Annotated in this window: 17 protein-coding genes; 9 read left to right on the top strand and 8 right to left on the bottom strand. The window is 52.7% G+C overall.

All coding sequences use genetic code 11. From position 1 onward, the window contains the following. Nucleotides 1-56: 56 nt before the first annotated feature. Both hmgA and fahA read left to right on the top strand, forming a co-directional pair. A complete protein-coding gene (gene hmgA / locus G9Q38_RS00340; RefSeq protein WP_166126619.1) occupies nucleotides 57-1,409 on the top strand; it encodes a homogentisate 1,2-dioxygenase in 1,353 nt (450 codons plus the stop codon). Continuing rightward, complete coding sequence (fahA, locus tag G9Q38_RS00335; protein WP_166126617.1) at nucleotides 1,406-2,689, top strand: fumarylacetoacetase; 1,284 nt, start codon at nucleotides 1,406-1,408, stop codon at nucleotides 2,687-2,689. The genes hmgA and fahA overlap by 4 nt, the downstream gene beginning before the upstream one ends. Here fahA and pgaD read toward each other — a convergent pair. Genes pgaD through pgaA form a run of 4 tightly spaced genes read right to left on the bottom strand, consistent with a single transcriptional unit; the run spans nucleotide 2,681 to nucleotide 8,730 of the window. Continuing rightward, complete coding sequence (pgaD, locus tag G9Q38_RS00330; protein ID WP_166126614.1) at nucleotides 2,681-3,100, bottom strand: poly-beta-1,6-N-acetyl-D-glucosamine biosynthesis protein PgaD; 420 nt, start codon at nucleotides 3,098-3,100, stop codon at nucleotides 2,681-2,683. The genes fahA and pgaD overlap by 9 nt on opposite strands. Then, on the bottom strand, nucleotides 3,097-4,443 hold the full coding sequence (gene pgaC / locus G9Q38_RS00325; RefSeq protein ID WP_166126611.1) for a poly-beta-1,6-N-acetyl-D-glucosamine synthase: 1,347 nt from the start codon (nucleotides 4,441-4,443) through the stop codon (nucleotides 3,097-3,099). The genes pgaD and pgaC overlap by 4 nt, the downstream gene beginning before the upstream one ends. Next, on the bottom strand, nucleotides 4,440-6,479 hold the full coding sequence (pgaB, locus tag G9Q38_RS00320; protein WP_166126608.1) for a poly-beta-1,6-N-acetyl-D-glucosamine N-deacetylase PgaB: 2,040 nt from the start codon (nucleotides 6,477-6,479) through the stop codon (nucleotides 4,440-4,442). Before pgaB ends, pgaC begins: the two co-directional genes overlap by 4 nt. A 4-nt stretch (nucleotides 6,480-6,483) precedes the next feature. Beyond that, complete coding sequence (gene pgaA / locus G9Q38_RS00315; protein ID WP_166126606.1) at nucleotides 6,484-8,730, bottom strand: poly-beta-1,6 N-acetyl-D-glucosamine export porin PgaA; 2,247 nt, start codon at nucleotides 8,728-8,730, stop codon at nucleotides 6,484-6,486. 139 nt (nucleotides 8,731-8,869) lie between these two features. On the opposite strand from pgaA, the gene G9Q38_RS00310 reads away from it, so the two are divergent. Next, nucleotides 8,870-10,249, top strand: coding sequence for an SLC13 family permease (locus tag G9Q38_RS00310; protein ID WP_166126603.1), 1,380 nt, complete (start codon nucleotides 8,870-8,872; stop codon nucleotides 10,247-10,249). A 41-nt stretch (nucleotides 10,250-10,290) separates the two neighbouring features. Next, the gene (locus tag G9Q38_RS00305; RefSeq protein WP_166126600.1) at nucleotides 10,291-10,875 is read left to right on the top strand and encodes a flavin reductase family protein; all 585 of its coding nucleotides are present in this window, start codon (nucleotides 10,291-10,293) and stop codon (nucleotides 10,873-10,875) included. A 12-nt stretch (nucleotides 10,876-10,887) separates the two neighbouring features. Here the strand turns inward: G9Q38_RS00305 and G9Q38_RS00300 are convergent, their stop codons facing one another. Both G9Q38_RS00300 and G9Q38_RS00295 read right to left on the bottom strand, forming a co-directional pair. Continuing rightward, nucleotides 10,888-11,808, bottom strand: a complete 921-nt coding sequence (locus G9Q38_RS00300) for a ketopantoate reductase family protein (protein ID WP_166126597.1) — start codon at nucleotides 11,806-11,808, stop codon at nucleotides 10,888-10,890. Continuing rightward, complete coding sequence (locus G9Q38_RS00295; protein WP_166126594.1) at nucleotides 11,805-12,329, bottom strand: peroxiredoxin; 525 nt, start codon at nucleotides 12,327-12,329, stop codon at nucleotides 11,805-11,807. Before G9Q38_RS00295 ends, G9Q38_RS00300 begins: the two co-directional genes overlap by 4 nt. A gap of 63 nt (nucleotides 12,330-12,392) precedes the next feature. Between G9Q38_RS00295 and G9Q38_RS00290 the strand changes: the two genes are divergently transcribed. Next, entirely contained in the window at nucleotides 12,393-12,878 is a 486-nt protein-coding gene (locus G9Q38_RS00290; RefSeq protein WP_166126592.1) for a nucleoside 2-deoxyribosyltransferase, read from the top strand. 67 nt (nucleotides 12,879-12,945) lie between these two features. Then, nucleotides 12,946-13,701 carry a sulfite exporter TauE/SafE family protein gene (locus G9Q38_RS00285; RefSeq protein WP_166126589.1) on the top strand — a complete coding sequence of 252 codons (756 nt, stop codon included), beginning with the start codon at nucleotides 12,946-12,948 and terminating at the stop codon, nucleotides 13,699-13,701. Nucleotides 13,702-13,736: 35 nt separating this feature from the next. Here the strand turns inward: G9Q38_RS00285 and poxB are convergent, their stop codons facing one another. Then, the gene (gene poxB / locus G9Q38_RS00280) at nucleotides 13,737-15,455 is read right to left on the bottom strand and encodes a ubiquinone-dependent pyruvate dehydrogenase (protein WP_205962346.1); all 1,719 of its coding nucleotides are present in this window, start codon (nucleotides 15,453-15,455) and stop codon (nucleotides 13,737-13,739) included. 216 nt (nucleotides 15,456-15,671) lie between these two features. On the opposite strand from poxB, the gene G9Q38_RS00275 reads away from it, so the two are divergent. From G9Q38_RS00275 to G9Q38_RS00265, 3 genes are all read left to right on the top strand, one after another. Further along, on the top strand, nucleotides 15,672-16,133 hold the full coding sequence (locus G9Q38_RS00275; RefSeq protein ID WP_166126584.1) for a (2Fe-2S)-binding protein: 462 nt from the start codon (nucleotides 15,672-15,674) through the stop codon (nucleotides 16,131-16,133). A 9-nt stretch (nucleotides 16,134-16,142) separates the two neighbouring features. After that, the gene (locus G9Q38_RS00270; protein ID WP_166126581.1) at nucleotides 16,143-18,314 is read left to right on the top strand and encodes a xanthine dehydrogenase family protein molybdopterin-binding subunit; all 2,172 of its coding nucleotides are present in this window, start codon (nucleotides 16,143-16,145) and stop codon (nucleotides 18,312-18,314) included. A 152-nt stretch (nucleotides 18,315-18,466) separates the two neighbouring features. Next, on the top strand, nucleotides 18,467-20,644 hold the full coding sequence (locus G9Q38_RS00265) for an FUSC family protein (protein ID WP_166126578.1): 2,178 nt from the start codon (nucleotides 18,467-18,469) through the stop codon (nucleotides 20,642-20,644). On the opposite strand, the gene G9Q38_RS00260 is transcribed toward G9Q38_RS00265, so the two are convergent. After that, nucleotides 20,625-21,545: an AEC family transporter gene (locus tag G9Q38_RS00260; RefSeq protein ID WP_205962318.1), complete on the bottom strand. Its 921-nt coding sequence runs from the start codon at nucleotides 21,543-21,545 to the stop codon at nucleotides 20,625-20,627. The two genes, G9Q38_RS00265 and G9Q38_RS00260, sit on opposite strands and share 20 nt — an antisense overlap. Between the last annotated feature and the right edge of the window lie 71 nt (nucleotides 21,546-21,616).

The raw sequence follows: 21,616 nt of genomic DNA, 5'->3' as shown, positions 1-21,616 counted from the left end.
GAACGCATTTTGTTATCTGATTGGAACAACAGCGTTGTTCTGATAAGGATGACATTATGTCGTTAAAGCACAAGGCCGCTGCGCCATCAGCCGGCTCCAGTTTGTTCGATCAATCCGAATTGCGATATCAATCGGGCTTTGGCAATCATTTTGCAACAGAGGCGTTGGCCGGCACGTTGCCGGTGGGTCGAAATTCGCCGCAGCAGGTCGCGCACGGTTTATATGCCGAGCAGATTTCGGGAACGGCATTTACCGCCCCGCGCGATGCAAACCGCCGAAGTTGGGTTTATCGTATTCGCCCGGGTGCGGTGCATTCGCCTTTCAAACCGTATTCAAATGCTTGGGTGAAAGAGCAGTTGTGTGCTTACCCGGAACCCAATCCCATGCGGTGGAATCCGCTGCCGATACCTGCGGAGCCAAAAGATTTTATTGACGGCTGGCGGTTGTTCGCCGGGAACGGTGGGCCACAGTCGATGTCGGGCTGCGCTATTTATATGTATTGCGCAACCGAGTCGATGGGGCATCGCTATTTTTATAACGGCGACGGCGAGTTGTTGATTGTGCCCCAGGACGGAATACTGGGCATTAAAACCGAGTTTGGCCTGTTACGTGTTGAACCGCAGGAAATGGTGGTGATTCCGCGAGGGTGCCGGTTTAATGTGAGCATACTCGACGGCCATGCGCGAGGCTATATTTGCGAGAACTATGGTGCCTTGTTGCGCTTGCCCGATTTGGGGCCGATTGGTTCGAATGGCTTGGCCTTGTCGCGCGACTTTGAAACGCCTGTCGCCTGGTATGAGGATCAGGAAGGCGACTACGAGTTAATAGCCAAGTTTCAGGGCGCATTATGGTACGCGTCGTTAGATCATGCACCCTGCGACGTGGTGGCCTGGCACGGCAATTATGCGCCCTATAAATACGACATGCGTCGTTTCAACACAATTGGCACGGTTAGCTTCGACCACCCCGATCCGTCTCTTTTCCTGGTGTTGCAGTCGCCCAGTTATGCGCCCGGCGTGGATGATATCGATTTTGTCATTTTTCCGCCGCGTTGGCTGGTGGCGGAAAATACCTTTCGTCCACCATGGTTTCATCGTAACGTTGCCAGCGAGTTTATGGGTCTGGTTCAAGGGCAATACGATGCCAAGTCAGGCGGGTTTGTGCCGGGTGGGGCCAGCTTGCATAATTGTATGGTCTCGCATGGGCCCGATGCCGAAACGTTTGAGAAAGCGTCGAATGAAGATACCAGCCAACCACGAAAAGTAATGGATACGCTGGCTTTTATGTTCGAGACGCGTGTTCCGTTGTTACCCTCGAATGAGGCAATTGTCAGCCCCCTGCGACAGAATGACTATTATTTGTGCTGGCAAAGCCTTGCGCGCCACTTTAACTCTGGAGAGTCTGTATGACCACGACTGGGCCGCAACCGGATTGGCGTAGCTGGGTCGAGTCTGCCAATTCAGCTGATACGCATTTCCCCATTCAAAACCTGCCTTATGGTGTGTTTTCGCCTGAGCCTGGGGCGAGACCACGTATCGGTGTTGCAATTGGCGAGCATGTACTCGACTTGGCGGTACTTGAGTCTGAGGGGTTACTGGTATGTGACGAAACAGTCTTTGATCGGCCCACGCTTAATGCGTTTATTGGATTGGGCCGTGCGGCCTGGCACGATGTGCGCGGGCGCATTGCGACGTTGCTGCGAGATTCCGAATCTGCGTTGCGTGATAACCAGGCGTTGCGCGCGCGTTGTCTGTTTCCTCTGGGCGGTGTGCGAATGCATATGCCGGTTCAGGTCGCGGGGTACACCGATTTTTACTCATCCAAGGAACATGCGACCAATGTGGGTAAGCTGTTTCGAGACCCCGATAACGCCTTGCTGCCGAACTGGAGTGAAATGCCGATCGCCTACAACGGCAGAGCGTCGTCGGTGGTGGTCAGCGGCACGCCGGTTAAAAGGCCGAATGGTCAAATAAAGCTGCCCGATCAGACCCGTCCCATATTTGGCCCATGTCGCAAGCTCGACCTGGAGCTGGAGATGGGTTTTATTGTGGGTCAGGATACGCCACTGGGAACGCCTGTTCGGTGCGATCAGGCTGAAGACTTCGTCTTCGGTATGGTGTTGCTGAATGACTGGAGCGCCCGTGATATACAAGCCTGGGAGTATGTGCCCCTGGGGCCATTCAACGCCAAAACGTTTGCAACCACCATTTCGCCTTGGGTCGTGCCGTTCAATGCACTCGAACCGTTCAGGGTTGCGCAGCCCGAGCAGTCACCTGCTCCGCTGAAGTATTTGCAGCAAACCGGCCACCACGCGTTCGACATCCAGTTGCAAGCGTGGTTGAGTCCACATGAAGGTAATGAAGAAGAACTGTTGTGCCAGACCAATTTTCGATACCTGTATTGGTCGATTGCTCAACAGTTGGCGCATCATACGGTGTCGGGGTGCAACGTGCGGGTGGGCGATTTAATGGGTTCCGGCACGATTAGCGGCCCGGAGCCGGGTTCTTATGGGTCGTTGCTGGAAATCACCTTGAATGGCAAAGAGCCTTATACCCTGGCAGGGGGAGGGCAACGCAGTTTTATTGAAGACGGCGATGCGATTCGCCTGACGGGGTGGTGTCAGGGCAAGGGTTATCGCGTGGGTTTCGGCAACTGTGAGGGGACGATATTACCCGCGCAGTCATTGTAAGGTGTCGACTGCTTTTACTGAACCGTCGGGCTGATGGTGAATGACGACTACTTTGTTTTCGTGCAGCGCTTGCAGGCTGGTGGTGTCGATACGAAAGCTGTTCAGCAAATCCGTGTGGTTCAGGTTGTCGAGCGGTTTACGGCGTTCTTTACCTCGGAAGCGGTAAATATTGTAGCGAGCCCAGAAGAACAGAATAAAGGCATTGATAATGCCCAGGGCCGTGTAAAAACTAAACGTATTCATCAGCGGAATAACGTCGTTCACTAAATATTCGGGGTTGTGGTTTTGCACCATGGCCCACAACGATTTGATACCCAGCGTAAACAGGGCCAGAAATGCCACCCAGGCAATAATTGTAAGGATTGTGTCCAGTATGATCAGACGCCAGGGGCGTTGTGTTTTGATAATCATTCTGATCTTCCCGTCTGTTGGTTGTGGATACCGCGGTCGGGGCTGATCCAGCGCGCCCGAGGCCGCTGGCCCATGAGGGCCACCTTGGTAAAGCTGACCAGGGTGGTTGCCAGGTTGATCATCCAATAAACCATGGGATACCACACAATCCAGAACAGGTTACCCAGGCTGTTACGTTCGTAGCGGCGATCGATGAAGGCACTGACCGTAAACTGCATTAAACACACTGCACAAAGTACTAAACCCGTAAAACCCGGTGGAACCAGTTTATGGACCCGAATAGCTTCCGGCAACGGCATGAACTGTCCTGCGATCCAAAGCAGAATTGAGGCAGCAAACAAATATGCCCAGAGCGTTGAAAGGCAGTATTCTGCGAACATAGGCCATAAGCGGCGGTGTTGCCAGGTCCATAAATCGTGAACATTCTTTACAAAAACCTCGGCGCCGCCTTGTGCCCAGCGCAGCCGCTGTTTCCATAGGCCTTTCAGCGTTTCCGGCATTAGAATCCAGCACAGCGCCCTGGGTTCGTAAAAGATTGACCAATGGTCTCTTTGTAGTTTCCAGCTAATGTCGATGTCTTCGGTAATCATGTCCAGACTCCAATAACCGACCCGATCAAGTGCTCGCCGTCGGAAGGCGGCGACCACGCCGGATACGGTAAAAACCTGACCATAAATACGTTGTGTTCGTTTAATCAAACCGATGATCGAAGAAAACTCGCCAACCTGAATTTTTCCGACCAGGGTTGACCGCGTGCGAATACGCGGGTTGCCCGTTACGGCGCCCACGCGGGGGTGTTGAACCAGCGGTTGCACAAGGTAAGCAGCGGCATCGGGGTCCAGGCACGCATCGCCATCAATACACACAAGGTATTCGCTATGGGCAGCCAATGCGCCCATTCGCAGACCTACAGCTTTGCCTTGATTCTCTGCCAGATGGACAACGCGAAGCTTGGGGTGTTCGGCAGCCATTGCATTCAGGATTTTTGCAGTGCTGTCGCTGGAGCCATCGTTAATTGCAATAACCTCGATGTTTTCGTAGCGTTGATTCAGTGCGTAATGCAGTGTGTCACGCACGTTATCCTGCTCGTTAAAGCATGGAACGAGAATGGAGATGAGAGGTTCACCTGGAACGACGGGCGGTTTGCGATTTGGCCCCCAGTCCCAGCGGCGTTCCCAATGCCACCAGAAGTAAAGCCCCCCAGCCATCCAGAAGCCCGACATAAACAAGGGATAAAAGAAAAGGAAACCCAGGACAACATCTTCCCCCACGGCAAACAAAGCCGCGATGGGGGCGGCCAGCATAAATGCCAGGGCGGCTTTGGTCAGGAGGCGCTCTTTCATGGGAAGGGATACCAGGAAGCTGAGATGGCGGGGCGAATTTCCGCCAGAGGCGGATGGTTCGCGATGAAGTCATCGGGGTAATAGCCAAAATGCTTTGCGCCGGCCAATTGCAGTGTTTCCAGCCAGCCCGCCATAATCGTCCCGTCGATAAAGGGGCTGTCAGGCTTTGACCAATCGCGTGCCTGAATCTCGAATACAGTCCGCTCAAGCGCGCCTGGCCGTTTAGCCACTTCATTAACGAGCCCTGTCAGCCATGCTGTTGCCTGTTCAGGTGGAACACCTTCCATGTAGGGCATAGCCATTGGGGCGGTGTAGTCGTACAGATCCAGAAAATCGTCAAGGTTCTGAGCAAACCATGCTTCGCTTTCAGGATCCAATATGGGCATGGCGAAAATATTGCGTGCAGTTTTTATTTGAGGGCCACGCACGGCTTGAACCCGATCAGCCAGGGTCATTGTGAAGTCGTTTAGCGCTTCAGTTTTGAAACGGGTCCAGCGCTGCATTAACGCGGGGTCTTCACGCAGTGCGGCAATGTTGTCGGGCAGGCCTGCCTGCCGATAAGCTTTCAGGGCAGAGGGGCTGGCGTCTTCGAAGTCACTCAGCAAGGCATCATCATGAAATAAAATGCCGTCGAAATGCGCGTAACGCGCCAGGTCTTCATATATTTCAATAATCTGTTGTCGCGCGCGCGGGTCGAATGGTGAGAGCCGTCGGTATTGTTTGGGGTCGGGTTGGGCGCTGGTTTGTGGTGCGCCGGGGGTCCATCGTGTCACGCGGTCCAACTCCGGGGCCAGGTCGAAGCTTAAAACCGGCATCCAGGCATAAACCTTCACTTTCGCACGGTTCCTGAGCTGCCAGGCTACCCGATTAAAAATATCTGCGCGCACCGGTAGCCACCGGTTAGGGAAATACAACGACTTCACCAGGCCGTCGCCAACTGGATCGGCATAGGCTTGTAGGAAAACCGTGGTGATTTCCAGGTCTGCAATTCGTTGCACCAGGAGCCCCAGGTTTCGATCCATCTGGGCCGGGTCGGGGTCGTACAGGTAGTCAAGATCGATGTGTGCAACACGTATCAGGTCGGGCTGGTCGACGCGCAAAGCCTGCGATGCGAAGTCGCCCAGACCGGGTGCGTTAGCCAATAACATGCGGGGCATATTCATCAGATCGCTTACCACGCCGGCGCCGTTTTCCAGCGTCATTGCCACGCTATACCCTTGGTCCGCCAGGATTTCCAGGGCAGTTCCACCTGCCGAACCATATGGCCAAACCCAAACACGGGGCGGCTTTCCAGTTGCTTTTTCAATTTTATTTGCAATCGTTTTGGCGTCGTTGGAGAGCCGTTGCCGGTATTGCCCTGGTGTTTCATATGTTTTTGTTTGTGCGTTGAAGCGATAGCTGGATGCTGCGGGCTCTTTGTTGCCTTGCGGATTGGCCAGCGTGCCAAAATGCAGATCGTTTGTATGGGCAGCAATTTCAATAAGCCCCGAGGCCGACATTTCTGTAATTTCTTGCCAGTTCAGAAAGCGATCACGATTAACCGGTAAGCCGCCGAAATCAACCTTTCCTCCGGGTGGCGTATCGACCCAACTTCCAACCGGGGCAAGGACAGCCGGCCACTGATAGGCTTTCAGAATCGGGTAGACACGGCTGTAGAAGCTTTGATAGCCGTCATCGAATGTCAATAAAACCGGCTTTTCAGGTAAAGGCTTTTGGTCATCATGAGCGGCCAGTACCTGATCAATTGAAACCGCTTCATAACCATTTTCACGCAACCAGGCCAATTGATTGATCAGTTGGTCAGTACTGACGCTCAAAAAGGTTTGGTCGGGCGGCCCGTCTTCAACATCGTGGTAGGCTAAAGTAAGCAACTCATGTTTTGGCCAGTCGGTCTCCATCACACTTGTTGGTCGTTCTGAAGGCGGCGTAAATTGAGTACGCGCGCTCGATTGGCATGCAGAAAGCGTAACAAACCCTAAAAAGGCCATTGCCCAAAGCAGAAACCGGAATGCGTGAAGACGTTTAATTAAATTCATTTGGTCAGAACCGGTAATTCAGATCGAATTGAATGCGGAGCTCTTTCTCGCGCGCACCGTCGTAGGGTCGTGATGCCCCCGTTACAGTCAAGCCTGCATCGAGTACTTTGTTCAGACTCAGTCGCTGCCCATAACCCACGCTGAATAAGGCTCCCGTTCCATAACCCTTTTGTGTGTAGGTGCCGGCAGCCAGTGTGATGAAATGGCGCCAGTGGGTGTCGTAGCGGCGGTGCAGTGTCTGGTTGAATGATAGCCCCGGTACAACGGTGAGGTCGTTGCGCGGATTAAAGTAATTGGCATTGCTTAATGTATTGCGCTGGAACGAAATATCAAGCGTTGCATCAACATGATAATTCGGTTGGGTAAACACGCGTTGCCTTCCCATTACCAAGGCAAGTAACCGACGGTTGCCATCGGTGTAGCGTGAATACGTTAGCCCCGTGCTTAAGGAGGTTCTTTCGTGGGGTGCCCATCGCAAGGCAAAGCCCGCGCTGTTAGAGCGAATATTGTCTTTAAGTGCGCGCAGGGGTGTTTCACGCGATAGCCATGTGCCGCTTAGCCCCAGTTGCCAATAGTCATTCAGGTTGAAATCGGCTTGCAGGCGGGCGCCCGTTTTTACGCCATGCCCGAATCGGTTGGCCGACAATTCCGCCTCAACGCTAATTTCACGGGCACGCCATTGAAGCCCGGCCCTTTGCCAACGATAGTCAATGTTTTCGTCGTCGAACGAAGCAGTCGCTTGGCCGATGCCCGCAAATGCCCGCCAATTGTGTTTGAACGGGGACGTGTAAATTGCCGAATCAAATCCCCAATCGCGGTTGCCGACGGCAGGGTTGTCTGACGCCAGCCCACGGTACGCCTCAATCCGCAGCTCCGGGCGCTGGTGGATTTGCCAGTCGCGTTCGAGCGCTTGAACGCCGGGTTCTTCGGGGTAGCGTGTCACCAGGTCGCTTATCAACATGTCCGCCTGTTGCCATTCTTGTAATTGCAAGGCGGTATATGCCTGGCCGGCCTCGACATCGAGCGCCCGGGGTGTCATTGTCTGTGCCATTTGAAGGTCGCGTTCGGCGGCTCTCGGCCAGCCGCGTGCGCGATACACCGTGGCGCGAGCAGTGCGTAATGCTGTGTTGTTCGGCGCTTTTTCAACCATTACGTCGATTCTCGATTCTGCTGTCTGAAGATCATCCAGCGCGTAATACGCCATCGTTTGCGTGATCGCGGTATCCAGCTTCCTGGGATTAGGCACGCGTTCCGGCTGGCCGGGTATATAAAGCCAAACCGGTTGACGCTCATTGGCTTGCGCGATGACAGATAAGGCGTCCTCGTAGCGACCACTTTCCAGCAGTGCGTAATACAAACCGATTTCATCGTCAGCCCGACGTTGGGCACGCCACTCCCCTTCTGGTGTTTGCAACACGCGTTGGTAGAGTTGAATGGCGGTTTCCGGTTCCCGTAAGGTCAGGTATGAAGAGGCGACGACGCTTAGGCTGTAATCGGGTATCCGCACTCCTTGAGCTATCAGTGCTTCATACTCTTGTACGACATCTGCATAGCGTTTTCGAGCGTGCAGCGCGCTGAGCCGGTCGAGGCGCAGGCGGATGATATCTTGCCTGGCATCCGGGTTGTCCTGCCAGGCAGCAATGGTACGAGCGTATTCAGCCAGAACACGGTCGGCAATGTCGAAACGAGTTGAGTGGGGGCGTGCCGTTATGCTGGCCAGTCGGGTGCGTTCTGCTAACACATCACCTTTTAGTTCACGTTTTTGTGCGGACGTGAGCAGATCAGGGTGTTTTTCCGCAATTTCGGATGCGGGAACGGGCATACCGGCCCCTTGCAACGCCGTAATATATTCTTGCTGGACATAAGCAATCTGGGGTGCGATTGAGTAGGCTTTATCTACAAGGGCAAGCCGGGCGTATGGCTTGTGATCACGGAGTTCAACATATCCCGCCGCTATGTAGGTGTCAGGCTCATGAGGCCATTTTTTCTGGAGTCGTTGCGCCTCTTTGCGTGCCAATGCAATATTGCCTGCGTCGGCCAGGGTCATGGTTAAGCCAACGGCCAGTGATAACGCACTCGGATGCTGCTGAATGCCTTTCTTGAACGAATCAATCGCAGCAGACCAGTTCTGTTGGTCGCGTAGTTGGCTCGCTTCTTGTTTAAATGCCTCCACGGAGGAGTGCGGGCCGGCTTGAGTGTACAGCGGTAAAGACAATGCTCCGGCAAGCAAAAATAACGGCGATAGTCGCATGAGGTCGTTAGTAGATAATTGGTTTTTTTCAGATTTTAGGTGTTTCGGGTAGCGCTACGATTATTTATGCAATAAAAATCTTGAGTTGCATCAATAATGCAACATTGACACATAGCACCACAGGCGATGGAGCCATGGAATGACGTTAATACGTAAGGTACAGGGGGGTCAATGCCTGCAGAAAATGGCGCCTTGGCGGTTTGTTTTTTGCATCGCGGTGGGCATAATAGTTTGGTACACGGTGCCCGCGAGCGTTGAAACCCGCCTCGGTTTAGGCCTGTTCGTTTTTATCGGCTTATTGTGGATCACACAGGCATTGCATTTGGTTGTCACCGCGTTGCTGGTGCCACTACTTGCGGCAATCTTGGGGCTCATGCCTGTTAAAGAGGGGTTGTCGTCTTTTGCCAACCCTACGATTTTTCTGTTTATGGGTGGCTTCGCGTTGGCCGCCGCGTTGGCAACACATGGTCTTGACCGTGCATTGGCTTTGTTTATGTTGCGTTTGTCGAAAGGGCAGCAGCTTAGGGCGGTGTTATTACTTTGCGGATTAACTGCTTTGCTTTCCATGTGGATGAGTAACACGGCGACGGTCGCGATGATGTTGCCTTTGGCTCTGGGGCTTCTGGCGCAACACGACGGTGCCAATACCTGCCACCCAAGAACCCAGGCTTTTATTTTGCTGGCTTTGGCCTATAGTGCCAGCATAGGGGGAATGGGAACGATTGTGGGTAGCCCCCCTAACGCGATTGTGGCTGCATACGGCGGTATTACTTTCGCACAATGGATGGCGCTGGCGGTGCCCGTTGTGGCGTTACTCTGGCCGCTTATGCTGCTGGTGTTGTGGCTCATCCTTCGGCCTGAATTTTCGCAGGTCTCTGTACTTTCCAATGAGGGTTTTAAATGGTCGCAGGCGAAAACGAAAGCTGTTGCTATTTTCCTGCTAACGGTTTTTGCCTGGATCATGGGCGGGTGGCTGGCACCATTAATCGGTATCAGTGCAGACTTCGATACCGTGGTGGCACTCGCAGCTATTGTTGCCTTGGCCGGGTTCCGCGTAGTCAGTTGGTCTGATCTTCAGAAACACATGCAATGGGGCGTGTTGTTACTTTTTGGAGGGGGTATTGCCTTAGGCCAAGTCATGGCGGCCAGTGGCGCCAGCGCTTATCTGGCCGAGATCGTGCTGGGCAATATCCTGGGGTTGCCGGTTTGGCTGATTATTACCGTTATTGTGGCCTGTGTCGTGTTTCTTACAGAGTTTGTCAGCAATACGGCCAGCGCAGCTTTGTTGGTGCCGTTGCTTGCGCCCGTAGCAGTGGCGATGGATTTGCAGCCACTTTATCTGGGCGCGGCAATCGCGTTATCGGCCTCTTGCGCGTTCATGTTGCCGGTTGCTACGCCCCCCAATGCATTGGTTTTCGCAACAGACCGTGTGCCACAGCCCACAATGATGCGTTGTGGATTCGCCTTGAACTTAATGTGTATCGCGGTGCTTGCAAGCATCGTGTATCTTTGGTGGTAATCGTTTAATTTCTCATTTCTGCTAGCAAACAGGCTTAAGCCATGGAACCTTCTGTTTTTGAAACTGTATTGTTGAAGCATGCCAATCGTTTAATTAATCATGGGCCCACCGTGCTGGTAACCAGTGCGCATAATGGAAAACAGAATGTTATGGCGGCGGCGTGGTCAATGCCGGTTGAGTTCGACCCACCCCGCATTGCGATCGTCATTGATAAAACCACCTATACCCGCGAACTGATCGAAAGCAGTGGCGTGTTTGGAATTTGTATTCCTGGGGTTGCGGCAGTCGACTTAACTTATTCGGTGGGGCGTATAAGCGGGCGTGAACACGATAAGATCAGTGCGTTGCAAATGCCAATTGTCGCTGGTGAAACCACGGGTGTGCCGCTTTTGGAACAAAGTTGCAGTGCGTGGATGGAGTGCCGGCATCTTCCTGAAAAGCACACCGAAGATGCCTACGATACGTGTTTTGCAGAGGTGGTGAACGCAGCGGCTAATTCGACGGTGTTTACGAATGGGCGATGGCAATTCAATGACGCAAACAAGCCACTGCACACCATTCATCACCTGGGGGGTGGCGTTTTTTCCAGTTCTGGAACTATTGTTCAAGGCAAAAATTTACTGTGATGCGGTTGCTGGCTAGCTTTCGCGGCGCCCCATATACGTTTCCAGCACGGCATGCGCAATTTTCAGCATGGGGCATGCAACGCCCAATGCTTCGCCTCGGCGCATCATGTCACCCACCAAATGGTCGCCTTCAACGGGCAGGCCTGCTTGCATATCGCGATACATTGATGCGCCGAAGCTGGAGTGGCGATTGGTTAACGCATTTCGTATGCGAGCAATCGACTCTGGATGCAGCGGGTGTCCTGATGCCTGGGCGGTGTCGACGCATTCTTTAAATAATTGCAGCGCAATTTCTCCGCCCGCCTGGCTGCGCATGTACTCGCCAACTGTTCCACCCAGCAGGCAGTTCGCAGCACCTAACGATGCCATAAGACAGTATTTGTCCCACATGTCGTCCATAACATGTTCACTGAAATAGGCTTGAATGCCGCCGGCATGCAACTGCGACCACACCGCGTGTGCTATTTGCTGTTGGCCGGGCGTGCGCGCGCCAACTGTGATATTGCCAGGCCCATGTTTGATTTGAATGCATGAAGGTGAAGAGAGTGTCGCGACGGTTTTCGCAATACCACCCAAGACGCGCTCATCACCAAATTTGTGGCCTAGAATGTCAAGGTGTCTAAGCCCGTTCAACAAGGGCAGGAGAACGGTCTGCTCGCCGATAGCCGGGGTGATATCGGTGATGACACTCTCAAGTGAATAGGCCTTGCAGCTCACAATGATCAGATCGAAATCCGGGGTTAGTTCAGCGGCGCCAAGCGTGCGTGGCTTAATTTGTAATTTACCCGCAGGCAATTCGAGCGTGAGGCCTTCCGCATCGATAATCTTTTTGCGGGCCGGGCGCAACAAAAACTGAATGTCTGCACCGCTTTCGTGTAAATACGCGCCAAACTGGCCACCGACGGCGCCGGCCCCAACCATTAGAATTTTCATTGCTTTGCTACTCCAAGTTTCTCTAAAGACTCAACCATATCCTCCGCCGATGTTTCAGGCCGTACATTTTTATCAATTTTCAGAATACGCCCGTCTTTGCCGATATAAAACGTATGCCGCTTGGCTACACCCGATGCGCTTAGGACGCCGTACGCTTTGGCAACGGTTTTCTCTTCATCGCTTAATAAAGGGAAATCGGCACCGGTTTCTTCGGCAAACCCTTTGTTGTCGAGCAGCGGGTCTACACTGGCCATGAAATAGGTGACATCAAACTGGCGGATCCTGTCACCGTTTTCGGCTAAAGATTTGCACTCAATGGTGCAGCCGTAGGTGTACGCTTTGGGAAACCAGGCCAGCACAACCGCTTGTTTGCCCCGAAAATCGGATAATGCATAGGTGTTGCCGTCGGAGGCGGGTAATGAAAAGTTGGGTGCCATGTCACCCACCTTAAGCGCCCAGGCCGGCGAGGCAAACAGCGACAGGCAGGTAAAAAATATAAGCGGCTTGAGGAATTTAGTCATGGTGGGCTCCTTGTCTAACTGAGATAATAGCCCGCATTAAATTAAGTTGTTGAGTTTCGTTTTATGAAAAAAGTTTATCTGGCGGGGCCTGATGTGTTCCGTGTCGACAGCGTTGAATGGGGGCGGTATTTAAAGGAACGTTGTCGTCAGGCAGGGTTAGAAGGTTTATATCCGTTGGATAATGAAATTTCAAATGCCGGTTCATCGTTTGACACTGCCAGGGCAATCGCGTTGGCTAATATGCAAATGATTCGCGAAGCCGATGGTGTAGTGGCCAACTTGCAGTGGTTTCGCGGCAAAGAGCCTGATTCCGGTACGGCTTTTGAAGTCGGGGCTGCCATTGCGCTTGGCAAGCCGGTGTGGGCCTATTTTCCTGATCAGGGTTCGTTAAAAAATCAAGTTGAGACAAATCAGAACGGCCTTGATCCTGATGGTTTGCTCGTGGAGGATTTTGGTTTGCCGCGTAATTTAATGATGGCGTGTCAATGGGCCGGGTTTAGTCATTCGGTTAACGAAGCGATTCAGGAAATAGCACGTATTTTGAAGTAGGTGGGGTCACTACCTCTATACTTATGAGCGCTGATTTTTAACAATCGTTTTTGTAACAGGAGAGAAAGTGCTGCTAACCGAGCTGGACTGGTCATGGCTTGTATGGATAGGCGTTGGGGCGATTTTCGTTGTTGGCGGCATTGTAAAAGGAACAATGGGTGTGGGCTTACCCACGGTTGTACTGCCTATGCTGTCTCTTGTTGTTCCGGGTACCCAGGCCATGGGTTTGTTGGTCATGCCGGTTCTATCGTCGAATTTCTGGCAGGCCATAGAGGGCGGTAACTGGCGTTATAGCCTGCGACGTTTCGGTCGTGTCGTCGGGGTGCAGTTGTTGTTCACGGTTGCCACCGTAAAACTCACCGCCGGCTTTTCCGTTGCGTTTTTCAATGTGGTTGTTGCCGTTGCGGTACTAAGCGCAGTGGGTTTGATGTTTGTGCGTCCACGCGAAATCGGGCCGGAACAGGAGCGCTGGATGGGGCCGGTGGTTGGGGCGATTGCCGGTATTATGGGGGGCGTGTCGACGCTTACCGGCCCGATTATTATTACTTACTTAATGGCCCTTCGTCTTAAACGCGAGGAGTTTATCGCGTCGATTAGTATTATTTACTTACTCGGCTCCTTGCCCACGTATATTGCCATGCTGTGGTATGGGCGTTTTGGATTCAACGAGGTGGCGTTGTCTGCGTTGGCATTGCTGCCCATGTTTGTTGGGTTGCGGTTCGGAAAAGCGATTCGCCGGTTTTTAAGCGAAATCGCTTTTCGTCGCGTTCTTATTGGGTTTCTGGTGATTTTGTCTTTAATGCTGGTTGTAAAATCGGTTTAACCAAGTTGGCTTTTCCACGGTCGGCTCAAGCCGGCCTAGCGCAGGTTGGTTTTGGCAATTTCCACCACTTCGTTGCCTTTTCCGCTTAACACAGCACGCAACATATACAAACTGAAACCTTTAGCCTGTTCCAGCGTAATTTTGGGTGGCATCGCAAGTTCGCGCTTATCGATGACTACATCCAGAAGCGCCGGCCCGGGTAATGCCAGAAAACGGTCAATTGTGTCGGGTAAGGCCGACGATTCGGTAACACGCATTGCGTCAAGGCCGGCTGCTTTGGCAATATCCGCGTAATTCGTATCGATGAAGTCGGTGCCTGTATCAACATAGCCGGCCGCTTTCATTTCCATTGCAACAAAACCGAGCGAGCTGTTGTTGAAAACCACAATTTTCACCGGCAAGTTCAGTTGTCGTGCAGAAAGTAAGTCGCCCAGCAGCATCGACAAACCGCCGTCACCGGAAAGGGAAATAACCTGTTTCCCCGGGTTGGCGGCTTGCGCACCCAGTGCCTGGGGCAGGGCATTGGCCATTGAGCCGTGGTTGAAAGAGCCATGCAGCCGTCGGCGGCCATTCATTTTCAGATAACGTGCGGCCCATAGGGTAGGGGTACCGACATCGACCGTGAACACGGCATCGTCGGCCGCGCGTTCGCTGATCAGGTGAGTGAGGTACTGAGGATGAATGGCGGCGTTATCGGCGGCCGGTCGGGCGTACTCGTTCAGCTCTTTTTGCGCCGCTTGATAATGCTTGAGTGCTTTGTTTAGAAATGTATGATTTTCTTTTCGTTTAATGTTTGGCAGCAGCGCTGTTAAAGAGGCGCGAACATCGGCGTTGATACCAAGTTCTACTGGAACACGCTTGCCCAGAGCCTCCGGGTTGATGTCAATTTGCGCAACGCGTGCCCGCGAAGGATAAAAGTGCCGGTAAGGAAAGTCGGTACCCAGCATGACGAGCGTATCGCATTGTTCCATGGCGTGATAACCAGAACTAATGCCAATGAGCCCCGTCATGCCGACACTGTTGGGGTTATCGTACTCAATGAATTGTTTGCCTCGCAGTGCATGTACGACGGGTGCGCCAAGGGCATCGGCCAGTGCCACAACTTCATCGTGCGCGCCTTCGCATCCACTGCCGCACAGCAGTGTGACGGCCTCGGAGTCGTTAAGCAGTTGGGCAAGCTGGTTGATATCACCTGCAGCGGGCACTACGGTGGCCGGCCTGGCGGCATTAATCGGTTTGGCTTGGCTGGGTGCAGGTTTTAGCGCAACATCACCCGGTAGCACGATCACGGCAACGCCGCGTCGGCGTATGGCCGCTTGCATGGCCCGTTCCAGTATGCGGGGGAATTGCGCCGGGTCATTCACCAGCTCGACATAATGGCTGCATTCCTTGAACAATTCTTGAGGGTGGGTTTCCTGGAAATATCCCAGGCCGATTTCCGTTGAGGGGATATGAGCCGCAATGGCAAGAACGGGCACACGATTGCGATGGCAATCGTATAAACCGTTAATCAGGTGCAAGTTACCCGGCCCGCAACTGCCGGCGCATACCGCCAGTTGCCCTGTTTCCGCAGCTTCAGCACCGGCTGCGAACGCGGCCACCTCTTCGTGTCGGGTGTGCATCCATTGCAACGTGCCCAGTTTGCGCATGCTGTCGGAAAAGCCATTCAGGCTGTCGCCTGTCACGCCCCATATCCGGCTAACTCCTGCATTGGTGAGTGTTTGGGCAAGATAGTCTGCAATGGTAATGGCCATCATCTATGTCCTTGTATCAGTAGTTTGCGACACGCGAAACAGTTTACGGGATTATCGGTTCATCCGGATGATTCCCGCTTGCGAAAAGTTGAATAAATCGGTAATGTCAGGATTCCGTATATTTATGATTTTTACAATCATCGGTTTTACAGTGATACGGGTCGCATCAATATCAACACGCATAAAAATAAACATAAAGCAACGGAGAAAACATTCATGGTGAACTTCAATTTGAATGGCAAGTCGGTTTCAGCCGACGTTGCCGAAGATACCCCTTTGTTGTGGGTCCTGCGCGAGCAGTTCGACCTGACCGGCACGAAATTTGGTTGCGGCATGGCGCAATGCGGTGCCTGTACCGTGCATATCGATGGTCAGCCTATGCGGTCTTGTGTCATGCCGGTTTCAGCCGCTAAAGGTAAGGCCGTTACGACTATAGAGGGCTTTATGGAAACTGAACAGGGCAAAGCCATCGAGCAGGCTTGGGTAGAGGCCCAGGTGGCGCAATGTGGTTATTGTCAGTCAGGGCAAATTATGTCGGCCGCCGGCGTTATTAAAAATGCAAAAGGCCCATTAACACGTGAGGAAGTGCTCGACGGTATGTCGGGTAACCTTTGTCGTTGTGGCACCTATAACCAAATCGCGTCGGCCGTTGTTAACGCGCAAAAAGCGTTGTCATAAGGGGGCACCATGGAATTGAAATCTGTTTCTCGTCGGTCTTTCCTGGTTGGCAGTGGCGCCACGATGGTGGGTGTCATGCTAGGCAGTCACGGTTTGCTCAATGTCGTTCAGGCTGCCCAAGACTCTAAAAACGGCGACACGTTTAGCCCGATTGCATGGGTTGTTATCTCACCAGACAACAAAACACTTATCTACTCGCCCGCTTCTGAAATGGGGCAGGGCACCATGACATCGCTTCCCGCCATTTTGGCAGAAGATATGGAGCTGGATTGGTCGACCGTCAGCGTCGAAAAATCGCCCAGTAATGCCAAGCTTTTTGGCAATCCGCGCTTTGGCGGTGGTCTGGTTACGGGCTCCTCGCGCACGGTGGTTGGTTATTACGACGTGATGCGTTTGGCGGGTTTACAGGCCAAATTGGCTTTAATTAACGTTGCGGCGAAGGCGTGGTCTGTCCCCGCTAATGAAGTTGTGGCTGAAAACAGTGTGTTGAAGCATGGAGCGAGCAAACGTCAAATGACTTACGGTGAGGCGGCCGCTCAAGCCGGCGATTCAGTGCAAGTGCCGGCAGTCGACAAAAACATGCTCAAACCCATGTCGGAGTTCCGCATTATTGGTAAAAACCAGCCTCGCGTTGATGTGCCCGCCAAATCCAGCGGGAAAGCCGATTTTGGTATCGATGCCAAAGTACCGGGTATGGTCTGGGCCGCCGTGATGCGCACGCCTGTGCAGGGCGAGAAACCTGAAAAGGTTGATGACACTAAAGCCAAAGCAGTAAAAGGGGTGCAAAAGGTTGTGACGTTGCCGTATGGGGTTGCGGTTGTGGCCGATACGTTTGCCACGGCAAAGAAAGCGCGGGACCTGCTGCAGGTTACTTGGACGAAAACATCAAAAACCCGCTCTTACGACAGTGATGTTGCATTGCAAGAGTTTGTTGCCCGTGCTGAGAAAGTCGATGAAGCCGGCGATGTTTGGCACAAAGAGGGGGACGTTGCGGCTGAGCTGAAAGGCGCTGCTCGTACCGTGTCCGCCACATTCACCTCACAGCACGTAGCCCAATGCACCATGGAACCGATGAACTGCATAGCGATGGTCAACGGCGACAAGATTACCTTTTGGGTGCCTTCCCAATCAGCCAGTATTGTTACCGGTACGGCCGCCGCTGTGGGGGGCTTTAAACCGGAGAACATTCAGGTGAATATTACTTACCTGGGGGGTGGTTACGGGCGCCGGGTTGAAGCCGATTATGCCGCCGATGCAGTGTTTCTGGCAAAAGCCATGCCCGGTATTCCAGTGCATGTGTTATGGACACGCGAAGACGATTTTCTGCGTTCTCGCCCCCGTCCACTCACTGCTCAGCATATTGTGGCCGGTCTTGATGACAAAGGAAATATCGTTGGCTGGCATCAACGTGTGATTTCGGAAGGGATTTACGCCCGTTTCAATCCTAAGGCGTATAAAGCGTCAGGTAATAAAGATGCGCCCGTTATGGAAGGGGCTGACACCATTTACGCCATTCCCGGTCAACTGTTCGAGCATGGTCTGGAACAGCGTGGGTTGGATGTATCATTTTGGCGTGGAGTCGGGGCCGGCTACACCAAATTTGCAATCGAGGCCTTTATTGACGAAATTGCCGGGCAAACGAATCAGGATCCGCTGGCATTGCGTCTTGCCCTGACAAAAGAGCAACCCCGTGCTCAAAAAGTACTAGAGGAAGTGGCTGCCATGGCCGAGTGGAAAAAGCCGCGCCCGGAAGGCCGTGCATTGGGCCTGGCATTCTCCGACACCTGGACTTCTTTCGTCGCCATGGTGGTTGAGGTCTCCATGAGCGAGGGCAAGCCGGTGGTACATCATATTTGGGCGGCTGTTGATTGCGGGCATGCTGTTTCGCCGCGTAATATTGCCAGCCAAATTGAAGGGTCTGCGTTGTTTGGGTTGTCGGCCTTGCTAGATGAAAAATTGGTGTACAAAGGTGGGCAGGCACAGCAAACCAATTTCCATCAATATAATTTGCTGCGTGCGAACCAAACGCCATTGGTTGATGTCAAGGTCATTCCAACTGACAACGCTCCGGGGGGAATTGGGGAGGCAGGCCTGCCGCCGGTTGCTCCGGCCGTCGCTAATGCAGTGGCGAAATTAACTGGCAAGCGAGTGCGCACGCTGCCGTTTCCCAAAGAAATTTAAATAGCGCAGCTTGATCGCACTGTTAAAACCTGGTTTCGGCGCATATTGCCGGGGCCAGGTTTTTTTGCGTGTGCGATATCAAACATATTGAATACGATCAGTTATCATCGCCGTCAGAGCAACACAGAGCCTTAACAAAGGATGGTGCAGGTTTGATTCACTGGCGTGATATTCAGCGGTTTCTCTACAGCCATTATTTATTGACAGGGGTGCGTCAAGCCGTTGGGGCTCTGACGCCTGCAGTCGTTATTGTGGCGTCAGGGCACTCATATTCGGCTGGGTTGACGATGTCGATTGGCGCCTTGTGTGTTGCGATTGTCGATCAAGCAGCTGGTGGGCAGCCACAAACGCGAAACGCCATGCTGCTTGCGATGAGCTTTAGCGTGGTTTCAGCATTTATCACCGGCCTGGTGTCAGCGCATTCCCTGCTAATGTGGATGGTCGTTCCCGTACTGACATTTTTGTTTTCCATGTTGGCAGTGTATGGGGTGCGCGGCGGTTTATTGGGGTTTGTGAGTTTGTTGATTATGACGCTTACAATGCGAGCGCCGATGACCCTTTCCGAAGTTTTTGCCTATTCAGGCTATTTACTGGGAGGGGGTGGTTTTTATTTTTTCTATAGCCTTGTCGTAAGGCGATTCTTTCGGGCGCGTGAAGTAAGAGAGACCCTGGCGGCCGCCTTTTTTTCGATGGCTGATTATTTGCGGTCGCGGGCTGCGCTCTATGATAACCGACAAGATCTCGATGTGGCCTACCGTGGCTTGATCCGGGCGCAATCGGCTGTCGTGGATGCGGTGCAAACGCTTGATCATGATCGTTGTCCAGCGATTTTAGTCAATACCTTACAACGATTATTAACCAACTTCGTTGACACCAGAACTGACTTCTCCTCTATACGAAACGACCTGCATGAGCCTGTTGTGTTGAATGCCATGCACGATACGTTGATGAAGATGGCTGATCGAATGGCGCGACTTGCCCTAAACATTGCCCGAAATCGTGCAACCTATGCCGAGCCCCTGGCGCCCGCCTCAATGGAAATGATTCGGCGTGCGCTTAAAGAAAGCTCAAACGAACAATACAGCCCGGAAAAAAGCAATGCTTCCGTAGTCTTGCAGCAAGTATATGAGCGCTTTTGCCGCGCACAGGTAATGTTGAATGAACTTGCCCAACACACTGCCAATCGCGACTCATCTTCGAATACCGTGGTGCCCGTCAGTCCGACATCGGCTTATTCGAGGCCGCCTATTGCGCAAGAGCGTTGGCGTTTAGGGCTTTATTTGGGCAGTTTGCGTTTAAGTGCGCCCAGTTTCCGTCATGCTTTGCGCGTGACAGTGGCTGTTCTGTTGGCAATGTCCGTGTCGTATGCCATGGCTCAGACGTTTCAAGATGACGCCCTGAAGGCGATCGGCACACATGGGTATTGGGTCGTACTGACGGTTATTGTGGTGATGAAACCCGGCTTTGCCCTTACGCATCAGCGTAATGGCTGGCGCCTGGCAGGGACGCTGATTGGATGTGGCGTTGCCTTGGTGTTGTTTCATTTAATTCAGGATACCGCGTTGTATCTTGCCGTGTTGTTCTTGTTTGGTGTTTTAGGTTATGCCTTCATCCAGGTTAACTATCTTGTGTCGGCTTTATGCAATACGGTGTTGGTGCTCGCGGCGTTCCATCTTCTGAGTCCGGGTGGCGATGTTGTTGTCGGCGCGCGGTTTGTTGATACGGTGCTCGGGTGTGCAGTGGCACTTTTATGCAGCTATATTTTGCCGACCTGGGAGGTGCGATTTTTACCTGGGCTTGCAAATGAATTGACAGCGGCAAATATTCGATTGCTAAAAGCAGCAATCGTCGTAATAGAGGCGCAACACGATACTGCAGATCAGGCGCGTAAAAGCTGGAGTATGGCGGAGCGCGCTGTGTACGCTGCCTTAAGCCGTTTTTCGGCCTCGTTTTATCGCATGATGAATGAGCCGATGCGTCATCAACAACAGGCAGTGATCTTTAATCATGTCATGATTCAGAATCATGTTCTGGCCATGCAGGTAATGCATGTTGTCGCAACGGCCGAGTCAAAGCCAACTGCTACGAAGGAAATCAAGCGTGCTTTGTTAGATGCGAAAAAGTTGCTTGAGGTGCAAGACGTAGTGGTTGACACAAATAACGAGCGGTATTCGATGAACGAGCCGCATTCAGTGTCAGGCCGCGTTGTGCCTTCTATGGCTTTGCAACAACTCGCCGATGCGGCTGAGGCGATTAGCCAGGACATGGCGCGTGTGCAATCACCACAAGCAAACGCGCTACCGGGGGTAGTTAAAGCGACTCAACAATAGCAATGCCGGCAATAATGGAAATAAGTGAGGCGATCGTGCTAATGAACACAGTTGCAGCAGCTTGGCTTTCGTATGCCTGGTGGCCTGTGGCCAGCGCTGGAACGGCTGTTGCTGTGGGAAGCACCCCTATGAGGAAAGCGGCCTTCAGCAGATCACCCTCCAGGCCGATGATGATCCCTGTGGTCAGAATGAGCGCAGCTTGCAAAACGTTCTTGATAATGACGTTGAAAGCAATTTCGAAATTAATGGAAAAACGGGTGTGCGACAACAGTAAACCCAGGAAAAACAGCGCCACGCCGCCGGCGGTTTCACCGATTTCGTTAATCGAGGCGGCAACAACCGTAGGTAGTTTCACGCCCAGTAAAGCCAGAACGGCGCCCAGAATCGGCAGGATGACCAAAGGCTGTTTGACTGCATTTTTTATTTGCTGTGCAGCACCGCCTTTCTGGTTATGGCCGCTGAGCAAAATGATGGCGATCGGCAAAATGATCACGGCATAAATAAGGTTGCCAATGACCATGGCGATTAGGCCTGATGAGCCAACCGTAGCCAGTAGGACGGGTGGGCCGCAGTAAGCCATATCCGGGAAAGACACGGTAAGGGCTTGGAGCGTGGTGTCTTTGCGGTTGTGCCGGAAAAGGAATTTACCGGCCACCAAACCGATGACGAAAGTGACAATTAAACCAACGGCCAGCGCCAACATAAAGTCGACGTTCAGGATCACACTGGAAGACGTATTAATAGCGGCCAGGAAAAGCGCAATAGGCAACGCAATTTTTACAACGAAATCTGCAAATACTTGTGTGGTGTCTTGTTTGAAAATATTGTAGAAACCGCAAATCCAACCAACAATAAGCCCAAAAATAATCGGCCCGAGCGCGGCATAGATAACGTGTAGCATCAGACGTCCTTGGAAATGGAGAATGCACTTGGCCGATAAATGCAGGCCAAGTGCTGAAAGTGGAAAGTTAT

Source organism: Pusillimonas sp. DMV24BSW_D (genome assembly GCF_011388195.1).
GTDB classification, from domain to species: Bacteria; Pseudomonadota; Gammaproteobacteria; order Burkholderiales; family Burkholderiaceae_B; genus Neopusillimonas; species Neopusillimonas aestuarii.
Note: the sequence above shows the minus strand (reverse complement) of the source record. Positions and strands in the feature narration are given on the sequence as shown.

What these genes read in the sequence shown, in the direction of transcription:
- hmgA (WP_166126619.1), top strand. Translation starts at nt 57, where the DNA reads ATGTCGTTAAAGCACAAGGCCGCTGCGCCATCAGCCGGCTCCAGTTTG.
- fahA (WP_166126617.1), top strand. Translation starts at nt 1,406, where the DNA reads ATGACCACGACTGGGCCGCAACCGGATTGGCGTAGCTGGGTCGAGTCT.
- pgaD (WP_166126614.1), bottom strand. Translation starts at nt 3,100, where the DNA reads ATGATTATCAAAACACAACGCCCCTGGCGTCTGATCATACTGGACACA.
- pgaC (WP_166126611.1), bottom strand. Translation starts at nt 4,443, where the DNA reads ATGAAAGAGCGCCTCCTGACCAAAGCCGCCCTGGCATTTATGCTGGCC.
- pgaB (WP_166126608.1), bottom strand. Translation starts at nt 6,479, where the DNA reads ATGAATTTAATTAAACGTCTTCACGCATTCCGGTTTCTGCTTTGGGCA.
- pgaA (WP_166126606.1), bottom strand. Translation starts at nt 8,730, where the DNA reads ATGCGACTATCGCCGTTATTTTTGCTTGCCGGAGCATTGTCTTTACCG.
- G9Q38_RS00310 (WP_166126603.1), top strand. Translation starts at nt 8,870, where the DNA reads ATGACGTTAATACGTAAGGTACAGGGGGGTCAATGCCTGCAGAAAATG.
- G9Q38_RS00305 (WP_166126600.1), top strand. Translation starts at nt 10,291, where the DNA reads ATGGAACCTTCTGTTTTTGAAACTGTATTGTTGAAGCATGCCAATCGT.
- G9Q38_RS00300 (WP_166126597.1), bottom strand. Translation starts at nt 11,808, where the DNA reads ATGAAAATTCTAATGGTTGGGGCCGGCGCCGTCGGTGGCCAGTTTGGC.
- G9Q38_RS00295 (WP_166126594.1), bottom strand. Translation starts at nt 12,329, where the DNA reads ATGACTAAATTCCTCAAGCCGCTTATATTTTTTACCTGCCTGTCGCTG.
- G9Q38_RS00290 (WP_166126592.1), top strand. Translation starts at nt 12,393, where the DNA reads ATGAAAAAAGTTTATCTGGCGGGGCCTGATGTGTTCCGTGTCGACAGC.
- poxB (WP_205962346.1), bottom strand. Translation starts at nt 15,455, where the DNA reads ATGGCCATTACCATTGCAGACTATCTTGCCCAAACACTCACCAATGCA.
- G9Q38_RS00275 (WP_166126584.1), top strand. Translation starts at nt 15,672, where the DNA reads ATGGTGAACTTCAATTTGAATGGCAAGTCGGTTTCAGCCGACGTTGCC.
- G9Q38_RS00270 (WP_166126581.1), top strand. Translation starts at nt 16,143, where the DNA reads ATGGAATTGAAATCTGTTTCTCGTCGGTCTTTCCTGGTTGGCAGTGGC.
- G9Q38_RS00260 (WP_205962318.1), bottom strand. Translation starts at nt 21,545, where the DNA reads ATGCTACACGTTATCTATGCCGCGCTCGGGCCGATTATTTTTGGGCTT.